Annotated in this window: 20 protein-coding genes; 13 read left to right on the top strand and 7 right to left on the bottom strand. The window is 66.8% G+C overall.

Going from position 1 to position 18,966, the window contains the following annotated elements:
* Positions 1–92: 92 nt before the first annotated feature.
* Positions 93–1,496, bottom strand: coding sequence for an NAD(P)H-quinone dehydrogenase (locus tag GOOTI_RS21785; protein ID WP_007240769.1), 1,404 nt, complete (start codon positions 1,494–1,496; stop codon positions 93–95).
* A gap of 166 nt (positions 1,497–1,662) precedes the next feature.
* Between GOOTI_RS21785 and GOOTI_RS21780 the strand changes: the two genes are divergently transcribed.
* Positions 1,663–2,145, top strand: coding sequence for a gamma-glutamylcyclotransferase family protein (locus GOOTI_RS21780; protein WP_007240768.1), 483 nt, complete (start codon positions 1,663–1,665; stop codon positions 2,143–2,145).
* Positions 2,146–2,156: 11 nt separating this feature from the next.
* On the opposite strand, the gene GOOTI_RS21775 is transcribed toward GOOTI_RS21780, so the two are convergent.
* Both GOOTI_RS21775 and GOOTI_RS21770 read right to left on the bottom strand, forming a co-directional pair.
* Entirely contained in the window at positions 2,157–3,326 is a 1,170-nt protein-coding gene (locus GOOTI_RS21775) for an amidohydrolase (RefSeq protein ID WP_007240767.1), read from the bottom strand.
* Positions 3,327–3,339: 13 nt separating this feature from the next.
* Complete coding sequence (locus tag GOOTI_RS21770; RefSeq protein WP_007240766.1) at positions 3,340–4,053, bottom strand: enoyl-CoA hydratase/isomerase family protein; 714 nt, start codon at positions 4,051–4,053, stop codon at positions 3,340–3,342.
* A gap of 58 nt (positions 4,054–4,111) precedes the next feature.
* Here GOOTI_RS21770 and GOOTI_RS21765 point away from each other — a divergent pair, with 58 nt between their 5' ends.
* The 4 genes from GOOTI_RS21765 to GOOTI_RS21750 all read left to right on the top strand — a co-directional run bounded on the left by GOOTI_RS21765 (position 4,112) and on the right by GOOTI_RS21750 (position 8,235).
* Positions 4,112–4,936, top strand: coding sequence for a purine-nucleoside phosphorylase (locus GOOTI_RS21765; protein ID WP_007240765.1), 825 nt, complete (start codon positions 4,112–4,114; stop codon positions 4,934–4,936).
* Positions 4,933–6,678, top strand: coding sequence for a phospho-sugar mutase (locus GOOTI_RS21760; RefSeq protein ID WP_007240764.1), 1,746 nt, complete (start codon positions 4,933–4,935; stop codon positions 6,676–6,678). The genes GOOTI_RS21765 and GOOTI_RS21760 overlap by 4 nt, the downstream gene beginning before the upstream one ends.
* Positions 6,679–6,713: 35 nt before the next feature.
* Positions 6,714–7,361 (top strand): hypothetical protein, encoded by a 648-nt coding sequence (locus GOOTI_RS21755; RefSeq protein ID WP_007240763.1) that lies wholly within the window; start codon positions 6,714–6,716, stop codon positions 7,359–7,361.
* A 94-nt stretch (positions 7,362–7,455) separates the two neighbouring features.
* Entirely contained in the window at positions 7,456–8,235 is a 780-nt protein-coding gene (locus GOOTI_RS21750; protein WP_039994555.1) for an ABC transporter ATP-binding protein, read from the top strand.
* A 71-nt stretch (positions 8,236–8,306) separates the two neighbouring features.
* Here GOOTI_RS21750 and upp read toward each other — a convergent pair whose 3' ends face one another.
* Positions 8,307–8,930, bottom strand: a complete 624-nt coding sequence (gene upp, locus GOOTI_RS21745; protein ID WP_007240761.1) for a uracil phosphoribosyltransferase — start codon at positions 8,928–8,930, stop codon at positions 8,307–8,309.
* A gap of 104 nt (positions 8,931–9,034) precedes the next feature.
* Here upp and GOOTI_RS21740 point away from each other — a divergent pair, with 104 nt between their 5' ends.
* Genes GOOTI_RS21740 through GOOTI_RS21730 form a run of 3 tightly spaced genes read left to right on the top strand, consistent with a single transcriptional unit; the run spans position 9,035 to position 11,653 of the window.
* Positions 9,035–9,355: a type VII secretion target gene (locus tag GOOTI_RS21740; RefSeq protein WP_007240760.1), complete on the top strand. Its 321-nt coding sequence runs from the start codon at positions 9,035–9,037 to the stop codon at positions 9,353–9,355.
* Complete coding sequence (locus tag GOOTI_RS21735) at positions 9,352–10,302, top strand: C40 family peptidase (protein ID WP_007240759.1); 951 nt, start codon at positions 9,352–9,354, stop codon at positions 10,300–10,302. The genes GOOTI_RS21740 and GOOTI_RS21735 overlap by 4 nt, the downstream gene beginning before the upstream one ends.
* A gap of 58 nt (positions 10,303–10,360) precedes the next feature.
* On the top strand, positions 10,361–11,653 hold the full coding sequence (locus tag GOOTI_RS21730; RefSeq protein WP_007240758.1) for a SatS C-terminal domain-containing protein: 1,293 nt from the start codon (positions 10,361–10,363) through the stop codon (positions 11,651–11,653).
* Here the strand turns inward: GOOTI_RS21730 and GOOTI_RS21725 are convergent, their stop codons facing one another.
* From GOOTI_RS21725 to GOOTI_RS21715, 3 genes are read right to left on the bottom strand one after another with little or no spacing between them, the layout of a single operon-like run.
* Complete coding sequence (locus GOOTI_RS21725) at positions 11,654–12,835, bottom strand: adenosine deaminase (protein WP_007240757.1); 1,182 nt, start codon at positions 12,833–12,835, stop codon at positions 11,654–11,656.
* Positions 12,835–14,142, bottom strand: coding sequence for a thymidine phosphorylase (locus GOOTI_RS21720; RefSeq protein WP_007240756.1), 1,308 nt, complete (start codon positions 14,140–14,142; stop codon positions 12,835–12,837). The genes GOOTI_RS21725 and GOOTI_RS21720 overlap by 1 nt, the downstream gene beginning before the upstream one ends.
* A complete protein-coding gene (locus tag GOOTI_RS21715) occupies positions 14,139–14,540 on the bottom strand; it encodes a cytidine deaminase (protein ID WP_007240755.1) in 402 nt (133 codons plus the stop codon). Before GOOTI_RS21715 ends, GOOTI_RS21720 begins: the two co-directional genes overlap by 4 nt.
* Before the next feature lie 220 nt (positions 14,541–14,760).
* Between GOOTI_RS21715 and sdhC the strand changes: the two genes are divergently transcribed.
* From sdhC to GOOTI_RS21690, 5 genes are all read left to right on the top strand, one after another.
* Complete coding sequence (sdhC, locus tag GOOTI_RS21710; protein WP_083835989.1) at positions 14,761–15,168, top strand: succinate dehydrogenase, cytochrome b556 subunit; 408 nt, start codon at positions 14,761–14,763, stop codon at positions 15,166–15,168.
* Between the two features lie 11 nt (positions 15,169–15,179).
* Positions 15,180–15,638, top strand: coding sequence for a succinate dehydrogenase hydrophobic membrane anchor subunit (locus GOOTI_RS21705; RefSeq protein ID WP_007240753.1), 459 nt, complete (start codon positions 15,180–15,182; stop codon positions 15,636–15,638).
* A 14-nt stretch (positions 15,639–15,652) separates the two neighbouring features.
* The gene (sdhA, locus tag GOOTI_RS21700; RefSeq protein ID WP_005174038.1) at positions 15,653–17,413 is read left to right on the top strand and encodes a succinate dehydrogenase flavoprotein subunit; all 1,761 of its coding nucleotides are present in this window, start codon (positions 15,653–15,655) and stop codon (positions 17,411–17,413) included.
* Positions 17,413–18,195, top strand: a complete 783-nt coding sequence (locus GOOTI_RS21695) for a succinate dehydrogenase iron-sulfur subunit (protein ID WP_005174040.1) — start codon at positions 17,413–17,415, stop codon at positions 18,193–18,195. Before sdhA ends, GOOTI_RS21695 begins: the two co-directional genes overlap by 1 nt.
* Positions 18,196–18,365: 170 nt before the next feature.
* Positions 18,366–18,785 (top strand): hypothetical protein, encoded by a 420-nt coding sequence (locus GOOTI_RS21690; protein ID WP_007240752.1) that lies wholly within the window; start codon positions 18,366–18,368, stop codon positions 18,783–18,785.
* The last annotated feature ends 181 nt before the right edge of the window (positions 18,786–18,966 follow it).

Genomic DNA, 18,966 nt, shown 5'->3' with positions numbered 1-18,966 from the left:
GGCCGAAACCCTACCGTGGCGTCACGGCGATCGGCGTCCGTCGAACGCGGCTGTGCACTACCTCGAAGTGAGCGCGCCGCCGCCGGGGCTGATCAGTCCAGGTCGTCGTGGCGGACCAGCTGGCGCGCGGCCTCGGTGATCGACCCCGACAGGGAGGGATACACGGACAGAGTCTGCGCGAGATCACTCACGGTGAGCTTGTTCTGGACGGCCAGCGCGATGGGCAGGATCAGCTCCGACGCCGTCGGCGCGACGACCACACCGCCGATCACCACGCCGGTCGCGGGGCGACAGAAGATCTTGACGAACCCGCGCCGCAGACCGCTCATCTTCGCGCGCGGGTTGGTCGACAGCGGCAGCATCACCGTGCGCGCCGGATACTCACCGGCGTCGATCGCCTGCTGGGAGACACCGACGGTGGCGATCTCGGGACGCGTGAAGATCGCAGACGCAACGGTTTTCAGCTTGATCGGACTCACACCCTCACCGAGGGAGTGGTACATCGCGATACGGCCCTGCATCGCAGCGACGGAGGCCAGCGGGAACAGACCCGTGCAGTCGCCCGCGGCGTAGATGCCCGGTACCGACGTTCGCGATACGCGATCGACCGTGATGTAGCCACCCTTGTCGGTTGCGACGCCGGCACGATCGAGACCGATCTTCGAGGTGTTGGGCACCGAACCGACGGTCATCAGGACGTGCGATCCGGTGACCGTGCGGCCGTCGGCGAGGTGGACGGTGACAGAGCCTCCGGTGCGTTCGACCTTGTCGGCGCGCGCATGCTTGACCAATTCGACGCCGCGTTCGGCGAGTGCGTCCTCGAGCACGAGGGCGGCGTCCTCGTCCTCTCCGGGCAACACCCGATCACGGCTCGACACGAGCGTCACCTTCACACCGAGCTCGGTGTATGCGTGCACGAATTCGGCGCCTGTCACACCCGAACCGACGACGACGAGATGTTCGGGAAGCTTCTCGAGGTCGTAGAGCTGCCGCCAGGTCAGGATGCGCTCACCGTCGGGAACCGCGTCGGGCAGGATGCGCGGCGAGGCGCCGGTGGCGATGAGGACGACATCGCCGTCGTAGTGCTCGGTGCTGCCGTCGGCGAGCGTGGCCACGACCCGATGCGACGCGATCCCGGGATGGGTCTCCTCCAGCGAGGCGTAGCCCGACACCAGGGTCACGCCCTCGCTGAGCAACCGGTCGCGGATGTCGGCCGACTGCGCGAACGCGAGGTCGCGCACGCGCTGGTGGATCTGCGGCAGGGTCACCAGGGCGTCGTCGGTACGCAGGTTGATGCCGAGGTCGACGGCGCGTCGAACCTCGGTGCGGATACCGGTCGACGCGATGAAGGTCTTCGACGGGACGCAGTCCCACAGGACACATGCACCGCCGACCCCATCGGAGTCGATCAACGTGACGTCGGCTCCGTAGGCTGCCGCGACCAGCGCAGCCTCGTATCCGGCGGGGCCACCGCCGATGATCACGATCCTGGTCACAGAGCACACTCCTGTTCGACGAGCGGGGCCATCGGGCACGACACATCAGGGTGCCGATCAACACCTCCAACGTAGTCCCACCGCGGTGCCCGCGCCGCGACCGGGCACGTCACGTACCTCACCGTCCGCTTTCGTGACGAGCCGCGACCATCTAGAGTTTTCCGACGTGCCGATATATGCCGCGTACGGGTCCAACATGAGTCCGGATCAGATGACCGAGCGCGCGCCCCACTCCCCGATGTCGGGAACCGGCTGGCTGCGCGGGTGGCGACTCACGTTCGCCGGCGCCGACATCGGCTGGGAGGGCTCCCTTGCGACTGTCACCGAAGACCGCGACGATCCCGAGGCCAAGGTCTTCGTCGTGCTCTACGACGTCCCCGACGAGGACGAGGCGACCCTCGACCGCTGGGAGGGGTCGGAACTAGGAATCCACCGCAAGATCCGTGCCCGCGTCGACACCACCGACGGCCCGGTCCTGGCATGGCTGTACGTGATGGACGCCTACGAAGGCGGTCTGCCGTCGGCACGCTATCTCGGCGTGATGGCCGACGCGGCCGAAAGCGCAGGCGCCCCAGCCGAATACGTGCAGGACATCAGGCTGCGCGAGGCGCGCAACGTCGGGCCGGGTCCCGGACCGGTCGATTCCTGACCCGTCGACGGTCAGGCCACGCCGAGTACGACGCCCGCGAGCGTGCGCACCCCGACCTCGAGAGCGCGTTCGTCGAGGTCGAAATTGGGCTGGTGCAGATCCATCTGCGGACCGATGCCATCCCACACGCCGAGCCTGCCCATCGCACCCGGAACGTGCTCGAGGTACCACGAGAAGTCTTCTCCACCAGGCGATTGCGGAGTATCTGCGATGGCCTGCGGGCCGAGCGTTTCGACCGATTGCGCCAACATGGCGATCGCGGTCTCGTCGTTGACGACCGGCGGCACACCGCGGAAATAGGACAGGTCGTAGGAGACGCCGAGCGGCCCGAGTAGCTGGCCGACGACGCTGCGCACGAGCGGTTCGAGCTCGCCCCATGTGGCGTGGTCGCCTGTGCGGACGGTGCCGCGGAGCATGCCCTCCTGCGGAATCGCGTTAGGAGCGTTGCCCGCATGAGCCGCACCCCACGCCATCACAGTGCCGGAGCGTGGATCGACGCGACGAGACAACACGCCGGGCAGTCCGGTGATCACCGTGCCCATCGCGTACACGATGTCGCCGGTGAGATGGGGCCGCGATGTGTGCCCTCCGGGCGAATGCAGTTGCAGCTCAATGTGATCGGCGGCAGAGGTGAGAGCACCCGCACGCAGGCCGACCGAGCCGACCGGCAGCCGCGGATCACAGTGCAGCGCGAATATCCGACTCACCCCCTCCGTCACACCGGCGGCGACGGCGTCGAGCGCTCCGCCCGGCATGACCTCCTCCGCCGGTTGGAAGACCAACCTGACACCGACCGGCAGCACGGGCACCGAGGCGAGCAAGCGGGCGACCCCGAGCAGGATCGCGGTGTGCGCGTCGTGGCCACACGAGTGCGAGACGCCCTCGACGGTCGACGAGAACGGCAGGCCGGTGTGCTCGGTGATGGGTAGGGCGTCCATGTCGGCACGCAGTGCGATCCGCTGGCCCGTATCCGGCCCGAGATCGCAGACGACGCCCGTTCCCAGGGGCAGCCGTTTCGGGGTCAACCCCGCCTCGATCAGTAACGCCATCACCATCTCGGTGGTCTTGACCTCCTGCCGGGACAGTTCCGGCAGCTGGTGGATGGCGCGCCGCCACCCGACGACGTCGGCGCCGTTGTCGGCCCACCACTCGCCGATCACCGACGAACCGTCCTGACTCACGCCGACTCCGTCATCACAACAACGATGCCGGGGTCGGCGCGGCCAGGTCGTCGAGGAGGTGAAAGCGCAGCGCCCGCTTGATGGTGGCGAGGTTCGCCCCGGCGAGTCCCGAGCGTTCGGTGGCGACCGCCCGTGCACGCGCGAGGAGGTCGTCGACGGGCACCGCCTCGTCGACGATTCCGGCCGATACCGCGTCGTCGGCACCGTAGCGGCGGCTGGTCAGCATGGCCTCCGTTGCGGTGTGGTCGGGCAGCCGCGTGGTGAGCAGCCCGGCCATCCCACGCGGGAACGGCATGTTCAGGGCGGCCTCCGGCAGCGACCAGAACCCGCGCTCGGTGCGCATCAACCGGTAGTCGGCACACAATGCCAGCATCGCGCCGGCACCGAAGGCGTGTCCGTTGATCGCGGCGACGGTGGGCACCGGAAGCGTCAGCACCTTGGCATACAGGGCATGCACACGATCGAGATACGCAGGCAGTTCGGACGCGTTGGCGAACACGAAGTCGGTGTCGAGGCCGTTGGTGAAGAACTTACCGGTGGCGGTGATCACCAGCGCTTTCGCGGAGCTCGCGGCAACGTCGTCGAGCAGCTTCTCCGTCGCGTCCAGCCATGCCGGACCGAAGCGGTTCTCGGGGTTGGCTTCGTCGAGTTCGACGCCCGGCGAGCCGAGATAGAGGTGCGCGATCTCGGCGGCGTCGGCGTCGGCCGTGTCAGAAAGATAGGGCATGGATCGACCTTATCGCCTGGGCGCACCGACCTCGCACGATGCCCTTAGGGTGATGCCCATGGATCCCACTGTCGACGCCGACGCCGCTGCCACCGCCGCTGCCGCGACAATCGCTGCAGAGACCGACGCCTCCACGCATGACGTCGCAGTCGTCCTCGGCTCCGGTTGGGCACCGGCCGCGGACGCCTTCGGCGCTCCGATCGCCTCGGTACCGATGTCGGAGATCCCGGGCTTCTCGCCGCCGACAGCGGCTGGGCACGGCGGCGTCGTGCATTCGATCCGCATCGGAGATCACCGGGTCCTGTTGATGCTGGGCAGGATTCACGCATATGAAGGCCATGGTCTGGCGCGCGTGGTACATCCGGTTCGTACCGCCGCGGCGGCGGGAGCACGCACAATCGTCTTGACCAACGCCGCGGGCGGCCTGCGTGAGGACATGTCGGTGGGTCAACCGGTACTCATCTCCGATCATCTCAATCTGACCGGCCGGTCGCCGCTGGTCGGCGCACAGTTCGTCGATCTCGTCGACGCGTACTCGCCACGGTTGCGCGACGTCGCGCGCGGGATCGAGCCGTCGCTGGCCGACGGTGTGTACGCGGGTTTGCCGGGCCCGCACTACGAGACACCCGCCGAGATCCGCATGCTGCGCACCGTCGGCGCCGATCTGGTCGGCATGTCGACAGTGCACGAGACGATCGCCGCCCGCGCGGCAGCCATGGACGTACTGGGCGTGTCGCTGGTCACCAATCTGGCAGCGGGAATCACCGGAGAGCCCCTGAGCCACGCAGAGGTGCTCGAAGTAGGACGTTCGTCGTCTCGTCGGATGGGCACCCTGCTGGCGGCCATCATCGAAGAGCTCGGCACGTCGAACGGTCCGGCGTGAGTGCTGAGGTCGACGCCGAGCGCGTGGCCGAGTGGATCGCCGCCGACCCCGACCCGGCAACGCGCGCCGAACTCGCCGCGGCATCCGACGTCGAACTCGCCGAACGGTTCGCAGCGGAGCTGCGTTTCGGCACCGCCGGATTGCGCGGCCCCGTGCGCGCGGGCCCCAACGGGATGAACGTCGCCGTGGTGACCCGCGCGTCCGCCGGGCTGGCCGCGTGGCTCCGTGCGCACGGACACGGCGGCGGGACGGTCGTCGTGGGGCGCGACGCACGCCACGGCTCCGAGAAGTTCGCGATCGCAGCGGCCGAGGTCCTCACCGCGGCGGGCTTCCACGTGATCGCGATGGGGTCCGCGGGTCCGACGCCGCTGGTGGCGTTCGCGTGCCGCCATCTCGACGCCGTCGCGGGTGTGCAGGTCACGGCGTCCCACAATCCGCCCCGCGACAACGGCTACAAGGTCTATCTGGCAGGGGGCGCACAGATCGTGCCACCGGCCGACGGTGAGATCGAGGAGTTCATCGCCGCGTCCGGCCGGGCGGCCGACATTGCCCGAGCCCCCGTCGAGCACGATCCGCGAGCGGACGAAATCCTTCCCCGCTATCTCGATCGGCTCCGCATACGATTCGGCAGGGTCGCCGACACCACACTGCGGATCGCGCTCACCCCGATGCACGGTGTGGGCGGCGCGCTCGCGCTGGACGCGCTCGCCCAGGCCGGGTTCACCGATGTCCACGTCGTCGACGAACAGTTCGCACCAGACCCCGAGTTCCCCACGGTCGCCTTTCCGAACCCCGAGGAGCCCGGGGCGAGTGACCTGCTCCTCGCGCGCGCGTCCGCCGTCGGCGCCGACATCGCGATCGCTCTCGACCCCGACGCCGACCGGTGCGCGGTCGGCACACGGGTCGACGGCACCTGGCGGATGCTCACGGGTGATGAAACCGGCGCATTGCTCGGCTCGTTCGTGCTCGCGGAGATCGGCGGCGCCCCCGGCACACCCGTGACCGTCGCGGCGTCCGCCACATCCGACGCCCGGCCGCCGGTCGTGGCGAGCACCCTCGTGTCGGGCAGTCTGCTGGAGAAGATCGCGCGAGATCACGGCGCCCGACACGTCACAACCCTCACCGGTTTCAAATGGCTTGTGCGCGCGGGCGAACCGCTTCGCTACGCCTACGAGGAGGCCATCGGGCACTGTGTGGATCCCGACGCGGTACGCGACAAGGACGGGATCAGCGCTGCGGTGGCGCTCGCGGTGTTGGCCGAACGGTGTCATCGCGACAACATCGGTCTCGATGACGTGCTGCTGTCGCTGTACGAGAGGTATGGCGTGCATGTGACCCGCCAGCACTCGGTGCGCGTCGACGATCTCGGACGCATCGCCACACTGATGCACCGATTGCGCACGTCACCTCCGACGACACTTGCGGGTATCGCGGTGACTGCAGAAGACTATGCCCGACGCGCAGACCGTCTGAGTACCGATGCAGTCGCACTGCGGGGTGTCGATGACCTCGGGATGTCGGTGCGGGTCATGGCGCGTCCCTCGGGCACCGAACCCAAGCTCAAGTACTACATCGAAATGACGACACCGCCCGATTTCGGATCGTCGGCAACACATTCGTCGCCGATGACGACATACCGTGCAGACACACGTGAATTGGTTGGCATGCTCGACGACCTGACGATGCGCGTCGTCACCGAACTCGCCACGTTCGGTGAGACCGTGGCACCGCAGGCCGACTGAGCGGAGCGCATACGCAAAGGACAAGGACACGCCGCATGACCTATCCCCCGCCGCCCCCGCAGCGTTCGCCGTGGTCGTCACCCGCAGTGCTCGTCGCAATCGCGACGGGCGTGCTGCTCGTCGTCCTCGGCGTGCTGGCGGCGCTACTGCTGCTGCCGCGTCTCGACGGCAGCGACTCCGACTCCGCGGCAGCCGATTCGAGCGCTCCGGCGAGCAGCGCCGGTCCACCTGCACCGAGCACCGTCGTGGTGACGACCACCCCCGGCGGCTCCGCAGGAGCTCAGGGCGGCAACGGCAATTCCGCGCCCCGGGACACCGGAGCCGATCAGACAGACGCCGCGGACACCCCCCATGCCACGCCGGACATTGTGGGGACCGACTGGCAGGGATTCACCGCAGGTCCCCGATGTAACGCCTCCGACGACCCCGCCGTGGTGATCGCGCAAACCAATCGCTCACAGGTCGTCATCTGTCAGGTGGGGTCGCAGACAGGGCGCTGGTATTACAAGGGGTTCGCTGACGGAAGCTCTGTCGAGGTCGGCTATCCCACCCGAAGCGGCAACACCTACAGCGCCACCAACGGGAACGTGACCTACGTCGTCGGTCCGGGTCAACTGGAGATCGAGAAGAACGGCGAGACCATCAGCACCGAGCCGATGTCGGCGTACTGGACCAGGTCCTGAGTATCACCAGGTCCTGAGTATCACCATGTCCTGAGTATCACTGGCGCCTACCCCGGGTGACCGACCGGCCGCGTCACTGGTTTAGAACTGAGTGGTGACCCCGGTTCTGAACGCTTCCTCCGTCGACGTCGTCCGCAGCGGACGTAAGCTCCTACACGACGTGAACCTGACGGTGTCGCCGGGTGAGCACTGGGCGCTGCTCGGACCCAACGGCGCCGGCAAGTCGACGCTGATGGCCATTCTGGGCGCACGCAGTCACCCGACCACCGGGACCGTCGATGTGCTCGGCCGACGCCTCGGTCGGGTCGACATGCGCGAACTGCGAACCCATATCGGGCACGTCGACCCGCGCTGGCGCATCGACGTCCCGATCACCGCGCACGACGTGGTGTTGACGGGCCTGACCAACACCCCGGAACTCGATCGTCGCCACGTCTACACCGAGGACGAGCACCGCCATGCCGACGAACTCCTCGAGATGCTGGGGATGAGTGCGCGCCGCGACTCCGCGTGGCCGTTCATGAGTCAGGGTGAGCGAGGTCGGACACTCATCGCGCGTGCGCTCATGCCGCGGCCGGCTCTCCTGCTCCTCGACGAGCCCGCAACAGGCCTCGACCTCGCCGCGCGCGAGAGGTTGTTGTCCGCGATCGACCGCCTGCGCTCAGAAGTCGACGACCTCGCCAGCGTGCTGGTCACCCACCACCTCGAAGACCTTCCCAGTTCCACGACGCACGCGATGTTGCTCCGTGACGGCGAGGTGACCGCATCGGGCCCGGTCGAACAGACACTGACGTCACAGGAGATCAGCGACTGCTTCGACCATCCCGTGGCGGTGCGGCGTCACGAGGGACGCTGGTCGGCCACAGCCGCCTGAGCACGCTCGACGCCCGCGGGCCGTCGGTGACATCCGCTCACCTTCGGCCGCGAGACCCTCGGGAGGCGTCGTCAGCGCGGACCGAACTGCCGGTCACCCGCATCACCGAGTCCCGGCACGATGTAGGCGGCGTCATCGAGCCCCTCATCGACCGACGCAACGACCAGCCGCACCGGATGGCCTGAATTCTCCAGCGCTGTAACACCTTCCGGGGCCGCTACGACACAGACGGCAGTGATGTCGGTGGCGTTGCGCGCGACCAGCAGCTCGATGGTGTGGAGCATCGACCCGCCGGTGGCGAGCATGGGATCGAGCACGAACACCGGAAAGCCGGAGAGATCGTCCGGTAACGATTCGAGGTACGGCACCGGTTGCGCGGTCTCCTCGTCACGCGCGATCCCCACGAAGCCGACATGTGCTTCCGGCACCATCTCGAGCGCCTGCTCGATCATGCCGAGCCCCGCGCGCAGGACCGGGACGAGCAGCGGTGCGCACTCCAGCCTCGACCCCGTGAAGGGCTTCAACGGGGTCTCGATCTCGACCGCCGCAGACTTCGCGGAGCCGAGGGCCTCGTACACCAGCATCTGAGTGAGACTCGAGAGTGCTGCACGGAATCCCGCGTTGCCGGTCGTCTTGTCGCGCAACGTGGTCAGGCGGGCCGCGGCGAGCGGATGGTCGACGATCTGTACCTGCATGCGGACAACTGTATGGTGCCTCCGACAGCGCCGCGCGGTGGTGTCGCGGCAGATCATCGTCGAACAGATGGAACCGAACCGGCTTTCGCGCCGTCTCAGTTCGCATGACGGAGCTCACTCCCTATTCCACCTCCCTGTCCCCGCACGCCCTCGACTCGTACGCACGCGTACAGGAGGCTGCAGCACAGCGCGTGACCGCCCACGCGGCAAGCAGTCGACGTGATCTCACCGCACTGACGCCGACCTTCGGTGTGATCGGGTCCGACTTCCTCGCGGCACTGTCGGCGACCATGCAGTCACGGGCCGATCGCCTCGACTCACTCGCCGCCACGCATGGTCGGATCGGCACACACACCACGACCGCCGCAGTTGCCTACTCCGACGCCGATGCCGACGCCGCCGACCTGCAGTTGCGGCTGCCATGATCACCGTCGACATCCTCATCGCACCCTTGCGAATCCTCATCACCGCGCTCGGCACCGGCGTGCTGCCGACGGACAATCCCGCGGCAACGATCCGCTCTGCGGGCACCGATCTCGACGATGTTCGTGCCACAGCGGCAACGGCGACAGCATCGGTGCGCAGTGAGTGGCAGGGCGTGGGCGCCGCGGGAGCGAGTGCAGCCGACGAGCGATCGGCCCGAACCGCACTCGACGTCGACGACGACAGCCGACAGATAGCGATGCTCGTGGAGACTGCAAGCGCTCGGGTCAACCTCGCCGCCCGCCAACTGCGCGAGGTGGTCGATTCCTTCGAACGGGCAGCCACCGCGCTCGGGCCCGCACTGTCGACGCCCGCGGGGCTGCTGGCCATCGTCCCCGTCGCGGTCGAACACGTCGAACGGGGTTTCAGGATCGTGCAGCGGGCGCAGGCCGATCTCGCCGACGACACCCGCGCCATGACCGAGCTCGCACGTCACGAGACACCAGCCCGGGTAGCGCCGCCGACCCCACCGGGACCTGCAGCCACTCCGGCCGGCAACGGCGTGGCGGTCACCCTCCCCGACGGCTCGGTCGCCTACGCACCGAACGAGCGCGCAGCCACCGCTGTCCGCGCCGCGCTCGGCCAGCAGGGGGTGCCCTACGTCTGGGGCGGCACCACCCCGGACGGCTTCGATTGCAGCGGGTTCACCCAGTGGGCCTACCGGCAGGCGGGAGTCGAGCTTCCCCGTCTCGCACAGGACCAGGACACCGCGGGAGTGGCGGTCACACAGGATCAACTCATGCCGGGAGATCTCGCCGTCTGGGACGGGCACGTCGCGATGTACATCGGCAACGACCAACTCGTGGAGGCGGGCGACCCGGTCGGGGTGTCACCGCTGCGCACCACCAACGCCGGTCAGGGATTCCAGGGCTTCTTCCGGCCGAGGTGATCACGGCCATGTGGGGCAGGTACCGGGTTCACAGTGATCATCGCTACGCTGTTGCCTCATGGCCGGAGACATCGTTCCCATCGAACTCGGACTCACCAACGGAAACGGTTTCACCCTGTGGGCGCCCCGGTGGCGCGAGGGAGACGACGAGTGGGAGGCGTTCCTCGGACTCGACGAGGATCTCTACGTTTTCCCAGGTGTCGCCGAGCTCGCCGGGTTCGTCCGGACCGACACCGACAACGATCTCGTCGAGCATCCCGCGTGGGACACCATCAAGCAGGTCTCCGCCGACGAGTTGATTCCCGACGATCGCCACACCTATGACCTCGTGGGTGTGCCGGAACTCGCGGCCGAGGACCCGACTCCCGAGGTCATCGCCGAGCTGGAGGACGCACTCGAGATCGTCCGCATCCTCGGTGAGGTCTGCGAACTGGTGACGATCACCAAGTTCTTCAACGGCAACCCGATCCTCGGTGCGGTCACCACGGGGACCCGCAACTTCGAGGGCCGCGACGGCGTCGACCTGTGGGTCCGCATCGGCCGTCTGATCGCCAAGCACTGGGACGACGTCCTCGACGCCATCGACGACGTCATCACAACTCCCGACGTCGACGCGGCAACGGTGGCGATCGCCGCCGACGAACTCGAAGCCGCGGCGTCCGCAGAAGACGAGGACGAGCCCGAGGACGACGACATCGATCTGCTCGACGAGGATTCCGACGTGGCGGAGTCCTCGGCTGTTGCGGCGTCGACGATCGACGACACCGACGAGGAGCTCGACGAGGACGAGATCGACGACGACGATTTCTGGGCGACCGTCGGCATCGACCCGATCAAGATCGTCACCGGCACCGGCGAGTACTACTCGCTGCGATGCTATCTCGGCGACGATCCGGTCTTCCTCGGTTCACGGGGCAGGATCTTCGTCTTCGCCTCCACTCGCACGCTGTCGAAGTTCCTGGCGGAGAACTCCGACCACGACCTCGCCGATCTGTCGACGTTCACCGACGTCCGCACCGAAGCGACCGATGGCGCACTCGAGTTCGACGTCATCGACGACAACGTGTACGTCCTGCCGGGGTTGGCCGAGGACATCATCGACGGTCCCCGTCGCATCGACCGCAACCAGCTCGACCTGGCGGTCGAATTGTTCTCCGACGCCGCCGATTACGCCGATGACGACGCGGTGTCGGAAGCGCTGGCCAGCACCACGCCGCTCGGGTGGTTCGTCGACTATGCGATCAACCCCGACCCGAAGCGGCTGGCTCCCAGTGCGCCCTTCGACAACGAGGCCGAGGCATGGCGAGCCCTCGAGCACGACTTCGAGGACCGCCTGGAGATCAAGCGCTGATCACCCGATCAGAACCGCGTAGCCGGGTTTGATCACCTCGTCGATGAAGGCCAGGCGCTCGTCGAAGTGAATGAACGCCGACTTCATCGCGTTCACCGTGAAGCGCTCGAAATCTGCCCAGCCGTAACCGAACTGCTGTGCCAGCCGGTAGAACTCCTTGCTCATGGTGGTGTCGCTCATCAGCCTGTTGTCGGTGTTGACGGTGACACGGAAACGCAGGCGCGCGAGTGCGTTGAACGGATGGTCGGCCATCGACGCCACCGCACCGGTCTGCACATTGGAGCTCGGACAGAGTTCCAGCGGAATCCGCTTGTCGCGCACGACATTCGCGATTTCGCCTAGTTCCGCGCCTGCGAACGACGATGCCGCGAGATCGACACCGTCTGGCAACCTGATGTCGTCGATCACACGCACACCGTGTCCGAGTCGGTCGGTACCGCAGAACGCGATCGCCTCGTGGATGGACGGTAGCCCGAACGCTTCCCCCGCGTGGATGGTGAACGGCGCACTGTTGGCCCGCATGTACTCGAACGCGTCGAGATGCCGGGTGGGCGGGTTGCCCGCCTCGGCGCCCGCGATGTCGAAACCGACGACGCCGTCGCCGCGATAGCGGACCGCGAGTTCGGCGATCTCACGCGCACGCGCCGCGTGACGCATCGCGGTCACCAGACATCGCACCGTGATCGGTCGCCCACCTGCCGCGGCGACAGCCTCGCCTTCTGCGAAGCCTCGCAACACCGCCTCCACGACCTCGTCGAGCGTCAGTCCCTGCTCGAGGTGCTGCTCGGGTGCATAACGAATCTCGGCATACACCACGCCGTCGGCGGCGAGGTCCTCGACGCATTCGCGGGCCACCCGCTCGAGTGCGGGCGCGGTCTGCATCACTGCGACGGTGTGCGCGAACGTCTCCAGGTAGCGTTCGAGCGATCCGCTGTCTGCCGCCTCGCGAAACCATCGCGCGAGTGAGTCCGCGTCGTCGGCGGGCAGATCGTCGTAGCCCACCTCACGGGCGAGGTCGAGCACGGTGGACGGTCGCAGCCCGCCGTCGAGATGATCGTGGAGCAGGACTTTGGGCGCGAGGGCGAGCGTGCTCAGATCGAGTGGCTGTCCACCGGTACCGGGGAGTCCTGCTTCTGTGTTGATTGCGCTGCCCGTCACTGCACTGTCCGTCGCTGGCGTCATCACTCGAACCTAACGCGATCGAGCACAACTGGTCGGGTATCCGACGGCGGTTCGGGCACGATCACAGCCGCGTTCTCCAATGCCCGCCGCGCGCCGTCGAATCGCGCCGGAGCATCGGTGTGCAATGTGTACAGGGGCGCACCCGCCGAGACCCGGTCGCCGGGCTTCGCGTGCAGCACCACGCCGGCGCCCGCCTGCACGCTCTCGCCGGGACGAGATCGTCCGGCACCGAGTAGCCAGGCCGCATCGCCGACCGCCCGCGCGTCGAGTCGCCGGACGTACCCGGTCGTCGTGGCGGTCACGTCGTCGGTGTGCCGCGCGCGAGGCAGCGGAGCGTCGGGGTCCCCGCCTTGGGCGGTGATCATCTCCCGCCACGTGTCCATCGCGGTACCGTCGCTCAGCGCGGCTGCCGGGTCGGCATCGGGAAGACCCGCGGCGTCGAGCATCTCGCGCGCGAGTGCGAGTGTCAGCTCGACCACGTCGGCTGGACCGCCGCCCGCCAGCACCTCGAGTGACTCCACCACTTCGACGGCGTTGCCCGCTGTCAATCCGAGGGGACTGTCCATGTCGGTCAGCAGCGCGGTCGTCGGCACACCCGCATCGGCACCGAGCGACACCATCGTCTCGGCGAGCCGCCGGGCCACGGCTTCGTCTGGCAGGAACGCGCCGGACCCGACCTTCACGTCGAGGACGAGCGCGCCGGTCCCCTCGGCGATCTTCTTGCTCATGATCGAGCTGGCGATCAACGGCACCGACTCGACCGTCCCCGTCACGTCGCGTAGCGCATAGAGCTTGCGATCGGCGGGCGCCAGATCGGCGCCTGCGGCACAGATGACGGCGCCGACGCGGCTGAGTTGCGCGACCATCTGAGCCGTCGACAGATCGGCGCGCCAGCCGGGAATCGATTCGAGTTTGTCGAGTGTCCCTCCGGTGTGACCGAGGCCTCGCCCTGACAACTGGGGCACGGCCACCCCGAAGGAGGCGACCAGCGGCGCCAACGGCAACGTGATCTTGTCGCCCACACCGCCGGTCGAGTGCTTGTCGACGGTCGGCAACGCCATGCCGTTGCGGTGCAGCCCGGAGAAGTCCATGCGCGTTCCGCTGTCGATCATGGCGCGGGTCCAGTCGCCGATCTCCCTGCGGTCCATACCCCGCAGCACGATCGCCATCAGCAGGGCCGACATCTGTTCGGGGGCCACGTCACCGCGTGTGTAGGCGTCGACGATCCAGTCGATCTGCGCCGTCGTCAATTCGGCGCCGTCGCGTTTGGTCGCGATCACCGACGTCGCGTGGATGATCTCGCTCACCGGACGGCGTCGAGGTCGTCGGGACCGAATGCGTCGGGGAGGAGCCGTGCAAGCGTCGTCGGTCCTGCGCGATGGTCGACGAGCAGATCACCACCACCGTGTTCGTAGAGGACTTGCCGACACCGTCCACAGGGCATCAGAATCGAGCCTGCGGCGTCGCACACGCTGACTGCGCAGAGTCGACCGCCGCCAGTCGCGACCAGCGATGCGACGAGCCCGACCTCGGCGCAGATTCCGAGTCCGTATGAGACATTCTCCACATTGCAACCAACCACGACGCGGCCGTCGGCTGTGAGTCCCGACGCCCCGACGGGAAATCTCGAATAGGGCGCGTAGGCGTGCTCGATCATGCCGGTTGCGCTGTCCCGCAACAGCTTCCACTCGATGTCGTGGCTCAAGGCGCCCTCCTGCCGGACGGTCGTGATCGGGGTCGATGTGATGATGGCCGCCCCCGAAAGGATGGTAAGGCAAACCTAATTCGTAATGCCTTGTCCCGCAGATCGGTTCGGGCAATTTAACGACTCACTCAGCATAGGTTTAAAGTCTCTTGCATGGGTCCAAGGTGACACCCAGCCGGTGCCACCGCGTCCATCGACGATGTTGGAGGCCAATTCCCCGATGAGTTCCGAGACCGAGGTCGCACCGGAGCCGGTGCGCAAACGTTCGCTGTATCGCGGCGATCCAGGCATGTGGTCCTGGGTGCTGCACCGCATCACCGGCGTCACGATCTTCTTCTTCTTGTTCGTCCACGTGCTCGACACCGCGGTCATCCGCATCGACCCGAACAAGTACTCGGAGATCATCGACACCTACAAGACCCCGATCATCGGTCTCATGGAGATCGCGCTCGTGGCCTGCGTGCTGTACCACGCACTCAACGGCCTGCGCATCATCCTGATCGACTTCTGGTCGAAGGGGCCCAAGTACCAGCGGCAGATGCTGTGGGTGATCCTCGGACTGTTCGTGGTTGTGTTCGCCGCCGCGGCCGTCCGTCTCCTGCAGATCCTCATCGAGTACTCGTTCTAGGAGATCAGACAATGACCACATCTCCTGCTTCGCAGAACATCGCCAAGACGCTGGGTACGCAGTACGACCGGCCTGCCAGCCTCGACAATCCCCGCTCGCCCCGCAAGCCGAAGGGTGGCAACTTCGAGAAGTGGGCATGGCTGTTCATGCGCTTCTCCGGCCTGGCGCTGATCATCCTGACCATCGGTCACATGTTCATCATGCTGGCCTGGGACAACGGCGTGCACCGTATCGACGCCTCGTTCGTCGCCGCTCGCTGGCGCGAGCCGTTCTGGCAGATCTGGGACCTGCTCATGCTCTGGCTCGCCCAACTCCACGGCGGCAACGGCGTGCGCACGGTGATCGCCGATTACTCGCGCAAGGACTCCACCCGCTTCTGGCTGAACGTGTTGCTCGGGATCTCGATGATCCTCGTGCTGACGCTGGGCACGTACGCGCTGCTCACCTTCGACGTGAACAGCGTCAACTAAGGAGACCACTGAAGATGCAGGAACACCGTTACGACGTCATCATCGTCGGTGCAGGCGGCGCCGGAATGCGCGCAGCGATCGAGGCAGCGCCCCGCGCCCGCACCGCAGTGCTGACCAAGCTCTACCCCACTCGCAGCCACACCGGCGCGGCGCAGGGCGGTATGTGTGCCGCACTGGCCAACGTCGAGGAGGACAACTGGGAGTGGCACACCTTCGACACGGTCAAGGGCGGCGACTACCTCGCCGACCAGGACGCGGTGGAGATCATGGCCAAAGAAGCCATCGACGCCGTCCTCGATCTGGAGAAGATGGGTCTGCCGTTCAACCGCACGCCCGAGGGCAAGATCGACCAGCGCCGCTTCGGCGGTCACACCCGTGACCACGGCAAGTCGCCGGTGCGTCGTGCCTGCTACGCCGCCGACCGCACCGGCCACATGATCCTGCAGACCCTCTACCAGAACTGCGTCAAGCACGACGTCGAGTTCTTCAACGAGTTCTATGCGCTCGACCTCTGCCTCAGCGAGAACGAGAAGGGCGAACCGGTGGCCACCGGAATCGTCGCCTACGAGCTCGCGACCGGCGAACTTCATGTCTTCCACGCGAAGTCGATCATCTTCGCCACCGGTGGATCGGGACGTATGTACAAGACGACGTCGAACGCGCACACGCTGACCGGCGACGGCGTCGGCATCGTGTTCCGTAAGGGCCTGCCGGTGGAGGACATGGAGTTCCACCAGTTCCATCCAACAGGTCTCGCAGGCCTCGGCATCCTCATCTCCGAGGCGGTCCGCGGCGAGGGCGGCATCCTGCGCAACGCCGACGGCGAGCGTTTCATGGAGCGCTATGCGCCCACGATCAAAGACCTCGCCCCCCGTGACATCGTCGCGCGGTCGATGGTCCTCGAGGTGCTCGAGGGACGCGGCGCGGGCCCGAACAAGGACTACGTCTACATCGACGTGACCCACCTCGGCGAGGATGTGCTCAACGAGAAGCTCCCCGACATCACCGAGTTCGCCCGTACCTACCTCGGTGTCGACCCGGTGAAGGAGTGGGTGCCGGTCTACCCGACATGCCATTACCTGATGGGTGGCATCCCGACCAACATCGAGGGCCAGGTTCTGCGCAGCAACAACAACGACGACGTGGTCCACGGCCTCTACGCCGCCGGCGAGTGCGCCTGCGTGTCGGTTCACGGGGCCAACCGCCTCGGCACCAACTCACTGCTCGACATCAATGTCTTCGGTCGTCGCTCGGGTATCGCCGCCGCCGACTACGCCAACAGCCACGACTTCACCGACCTGCCGGAGAACCCCACCGACATGGTCACCGGGTGGCTCGAGACGATCCTGTCCGAGCACGGTCACGAGCGCGTCGCCGACATCCGCACCGCTTTGCAGCAGACGATGGACGACAACGCGTCGGTGTTCCGCACCGAGGAGACGCTCAAGCAGGCGTTGACCGACATCCATGCACTCAAGGAGCGTTACGACCACATCCGGGTGCACGACAAGGGCAAGCGCTTCAACTCCGATCTGCTCGAGGCCATCGAGCTGGGCTTCCTGCTCGAACTCGCCGAGGTGACCGTCGTCGGCGCGCTCAACCGCAAGGAATCTCGCGGCGGTCACGCCCGCGAGGACTACCCGAATCGCGATGACGTGAACTTCATGCGCCACACGATCGCCTACAAGAAGGGTGACAAGCTCCTTTCCGACATCGAGCTCGACTGGAAGCCTGTCATCCAGACCCGTTACGAGCCGATGGAGCGTAAGTACTGATGACCGCCACCATTGAGGCGCCGCACACAGACGAGCCGCCGTTGCCAGAAGTCCCCGACGAAGCGACCATGGTCACGCTGAAGATCATGCGCTTCAACCCTGAGGAGCCCGACGCTCAGGGCTGGGAGAGCTTCCGGGTTCCGGCGCTGCCCACCGATCGTCTGCTCAACCTGCTGCTGTACGTGAAGGGCTACCTCGACGGAACCCTCACCTTCCGACGCAGCTGCGCCCACGGCGTCTGCGGGTCCGACGCGATGCGCGTCAACGGCGTCAACCGCCTGGCCTGCAAGATGCTGATGAAGGACTTCCTGCCCAAGGACAAGTCCAAGGAGATCACCATCACCATCGAGCCCATCAAGGGCTTGCCGGTGGAGAAGGATCTCGTGGTCAACATGGAGCCCTTCTTCGACGCGTACCGCGCGATCAAGCCGTTCCTGATCACCACCGGTAACGAGCCGACCCGTGAGCGCATCCAGAGCCAGAAAGACCGCGCGCGTTTCGACGACACCACCAAGTGCATCCTCTGTGCGTGCTGCACCACGAGCTGCCCGGTGTTCTGGAACGAGGGCAGCTACTTCGGTCCGGCCGCGATCGTCAACGCCCACCGCTTCATCTTCGACAGCCGTGACGAGGGCGCCGTCGAGCGCATGGACATCCTCAACGACTCCGACGGCGTGTGGCGCTGCCGCACCACCTTCAACTGCACCGACGCATGCCCGCGTGGCATCCAGGTGACCCAGGCGATCCAGGAGGTCAAGCGCGCGCTCATGTTCTCGCGCTGATCCCGGCATCACCGACGCAGACTCTCTCTGCAGCCCCGGCGAACCCACCATCCTCCCGCGGATGGTGGGTTCGCTGTTTTTTTCGACTCCGATGCAACCGATCGGCGTTCGCGCGCGTCCAAGTCCACAAGGCCACAGCCGTGGACTCGATACGACGAACGGAGCTACCCATGACCCTGCGATCGACACTCGTCAGCCTGTTGGCCCTCGTGTGCGGTGCGCTAGTGAGCACCGCAACGCCGGCCGCGGCGTCGACCCGATTCCCGAGCACCGGCGACGTGGTGACCATCGTGGTGAGTTCCGACCGCGAGTGGAACGAACAACTCGTGTGGTTCGACGCGAACAACCGGCTCCGCAGACAGTCCGACGTCCGACTCAGCCGTCACGACGACGCGACCGGACTGTGGTCGGCGACGCTCACCCTCGTGAGCCGGTCTCGCGTCCAGAACGTCGACGTCACCTTCGGTTCGGCAGGCCGCTTCGCGCGCTGCGAGATCTGGGTCGGAGAGGTGAGGGTCCGCGACGACTCCGCCCGCGGCGCCCATGCTCTCGCGACGTGCGACCGTCCGCTCTCACGTCGTGACAGCTGAGCCCGCGTCGCAACCCTTCCTCGGGTTTCTGCCCCTTCCCCGAGAAGTTCCCCGCGGAAACGCACAGAACCCGCGGAAAAGAGCCCTTCCCCTATTTCCTGCACGGCGTAGACACTCTTCCCCCACTTCCAGCACCGCGCCGACGCTCCTCCCCCACTTCCTACACCGCGCCGACGCTCTT

The sequence above is a fragment of the Gordonia otitidis NBRC 100426 genome, assembly GCF_000248075.1.
Taxonomy (GTDB): domain Bacteria; phylum Actinomycetota; class Actinomycetes; order Mycobacteriales; family Mycobacteriaceae; genus Gordonia; species Gordonia otitidis.
Note: the sequence above shows the minus strand (reverse complement) of the source record. Positions and strands in the feature narration are given on the sequence as shown.

What these genes read in the sequence shown, in the direction of transcription:
- GOOTI_RS21755 (WP_007240763.1), top strand. Translation starts at nt 6,714, where the DNA reads ATGACCTATCCCCCGCCGCCCCCGCAGCGTTCGCCGTGGTCGTCACCC.
- upp (WP_007240761.1), bottom strand. Translation starts at nt 8,930, where the DNA reads ATGCAGGTACAGATCGTCGACCATCCGCTCGCCGCGGCCCGCCTGACC.
- GOOTI_RS21725 (WP_007240757.1), bottom strand. Translation starts at nt 12,835, where the DNA reads ATGACGCCAGCGACGGACAGTGCAGTGACGGGCAGCGCAATCAACACA.
- GOOTI_RS21705 (WP_007240753.1), top strand. Translation starts at nt 15,180, where the DNA reads ATGACCACATCTCCTGCTTCGCAGAACATCGCCAAGACGCTGGGTACG.
- GOOTI_RS21735 (WP_007240759.1), top strand. Translation starts at nt 9,352, where the DNA reads ATGATCACCGTCGACATCCTCATCGCACCCTTGCGAATCCTCATCACC.
- GOOTI_RS21765 (WP_007240765.1), top strand. Translation starts at nt 4,112, where the DNA reads ATGGATCCCACTGTCGACGCCGACGCCGCTGCCACCGCCGCTGCCGCG.
- GOOTI_RS21730 (WP_007240758.1), top strand. Translation starts at nt 10,361, where the DNA reads ATGGCCGGAGACATCGTTCCCATCGAACTCGGACTCACCAACGGAAAC.
- GOOTI_RS21690 (WP_007240752.1), top strand. Translation starts at nt 18,366, where the DNA reads ATGACCCTGCGATCGACACTCGTCAGCCTGTTGGCCCTCGTGTGCGGT.
- GOOTI_RS21740 (WP_007240760.1), top strand. Translation starts at nt 9,035, where the DNA reads ATGACGGAGCTCACTCCCTATTCCACCTCCCTGTCCCCGCACGCCCTC.
- sdhC (WP_083835989.1), top strand. Translation starts at nt 14,761, where the DNA reads ATGAGTTCCGAGACCGAGGTCGCACCGGAGCCGGTGCGCAAACGTTCG.
- sdhA (WP_005174038.1), top strand. Translation starts at nt 15,653, where the DNA reads ATGCAGGAACACCGTTACGACGTCATCATCGTCGGTGCAGGCGGCGCC.
- GOOTI_RS21770 (WP_007240766.1), bottom strand. Translation starts at nt 4,053, where the DNA reads ATGCCCTATCTTTCTGACACGGCCGACGCCGACGCCGCCGAGATCGCG.
- GOOTI_RS21695 (WP_005174040.1), top strand. Translation starts at nt 17,413, where the DNA reads ATGACCGCCACCATTGAGGCGCCGCACACAGACGAGCCGCCGTTGCCA.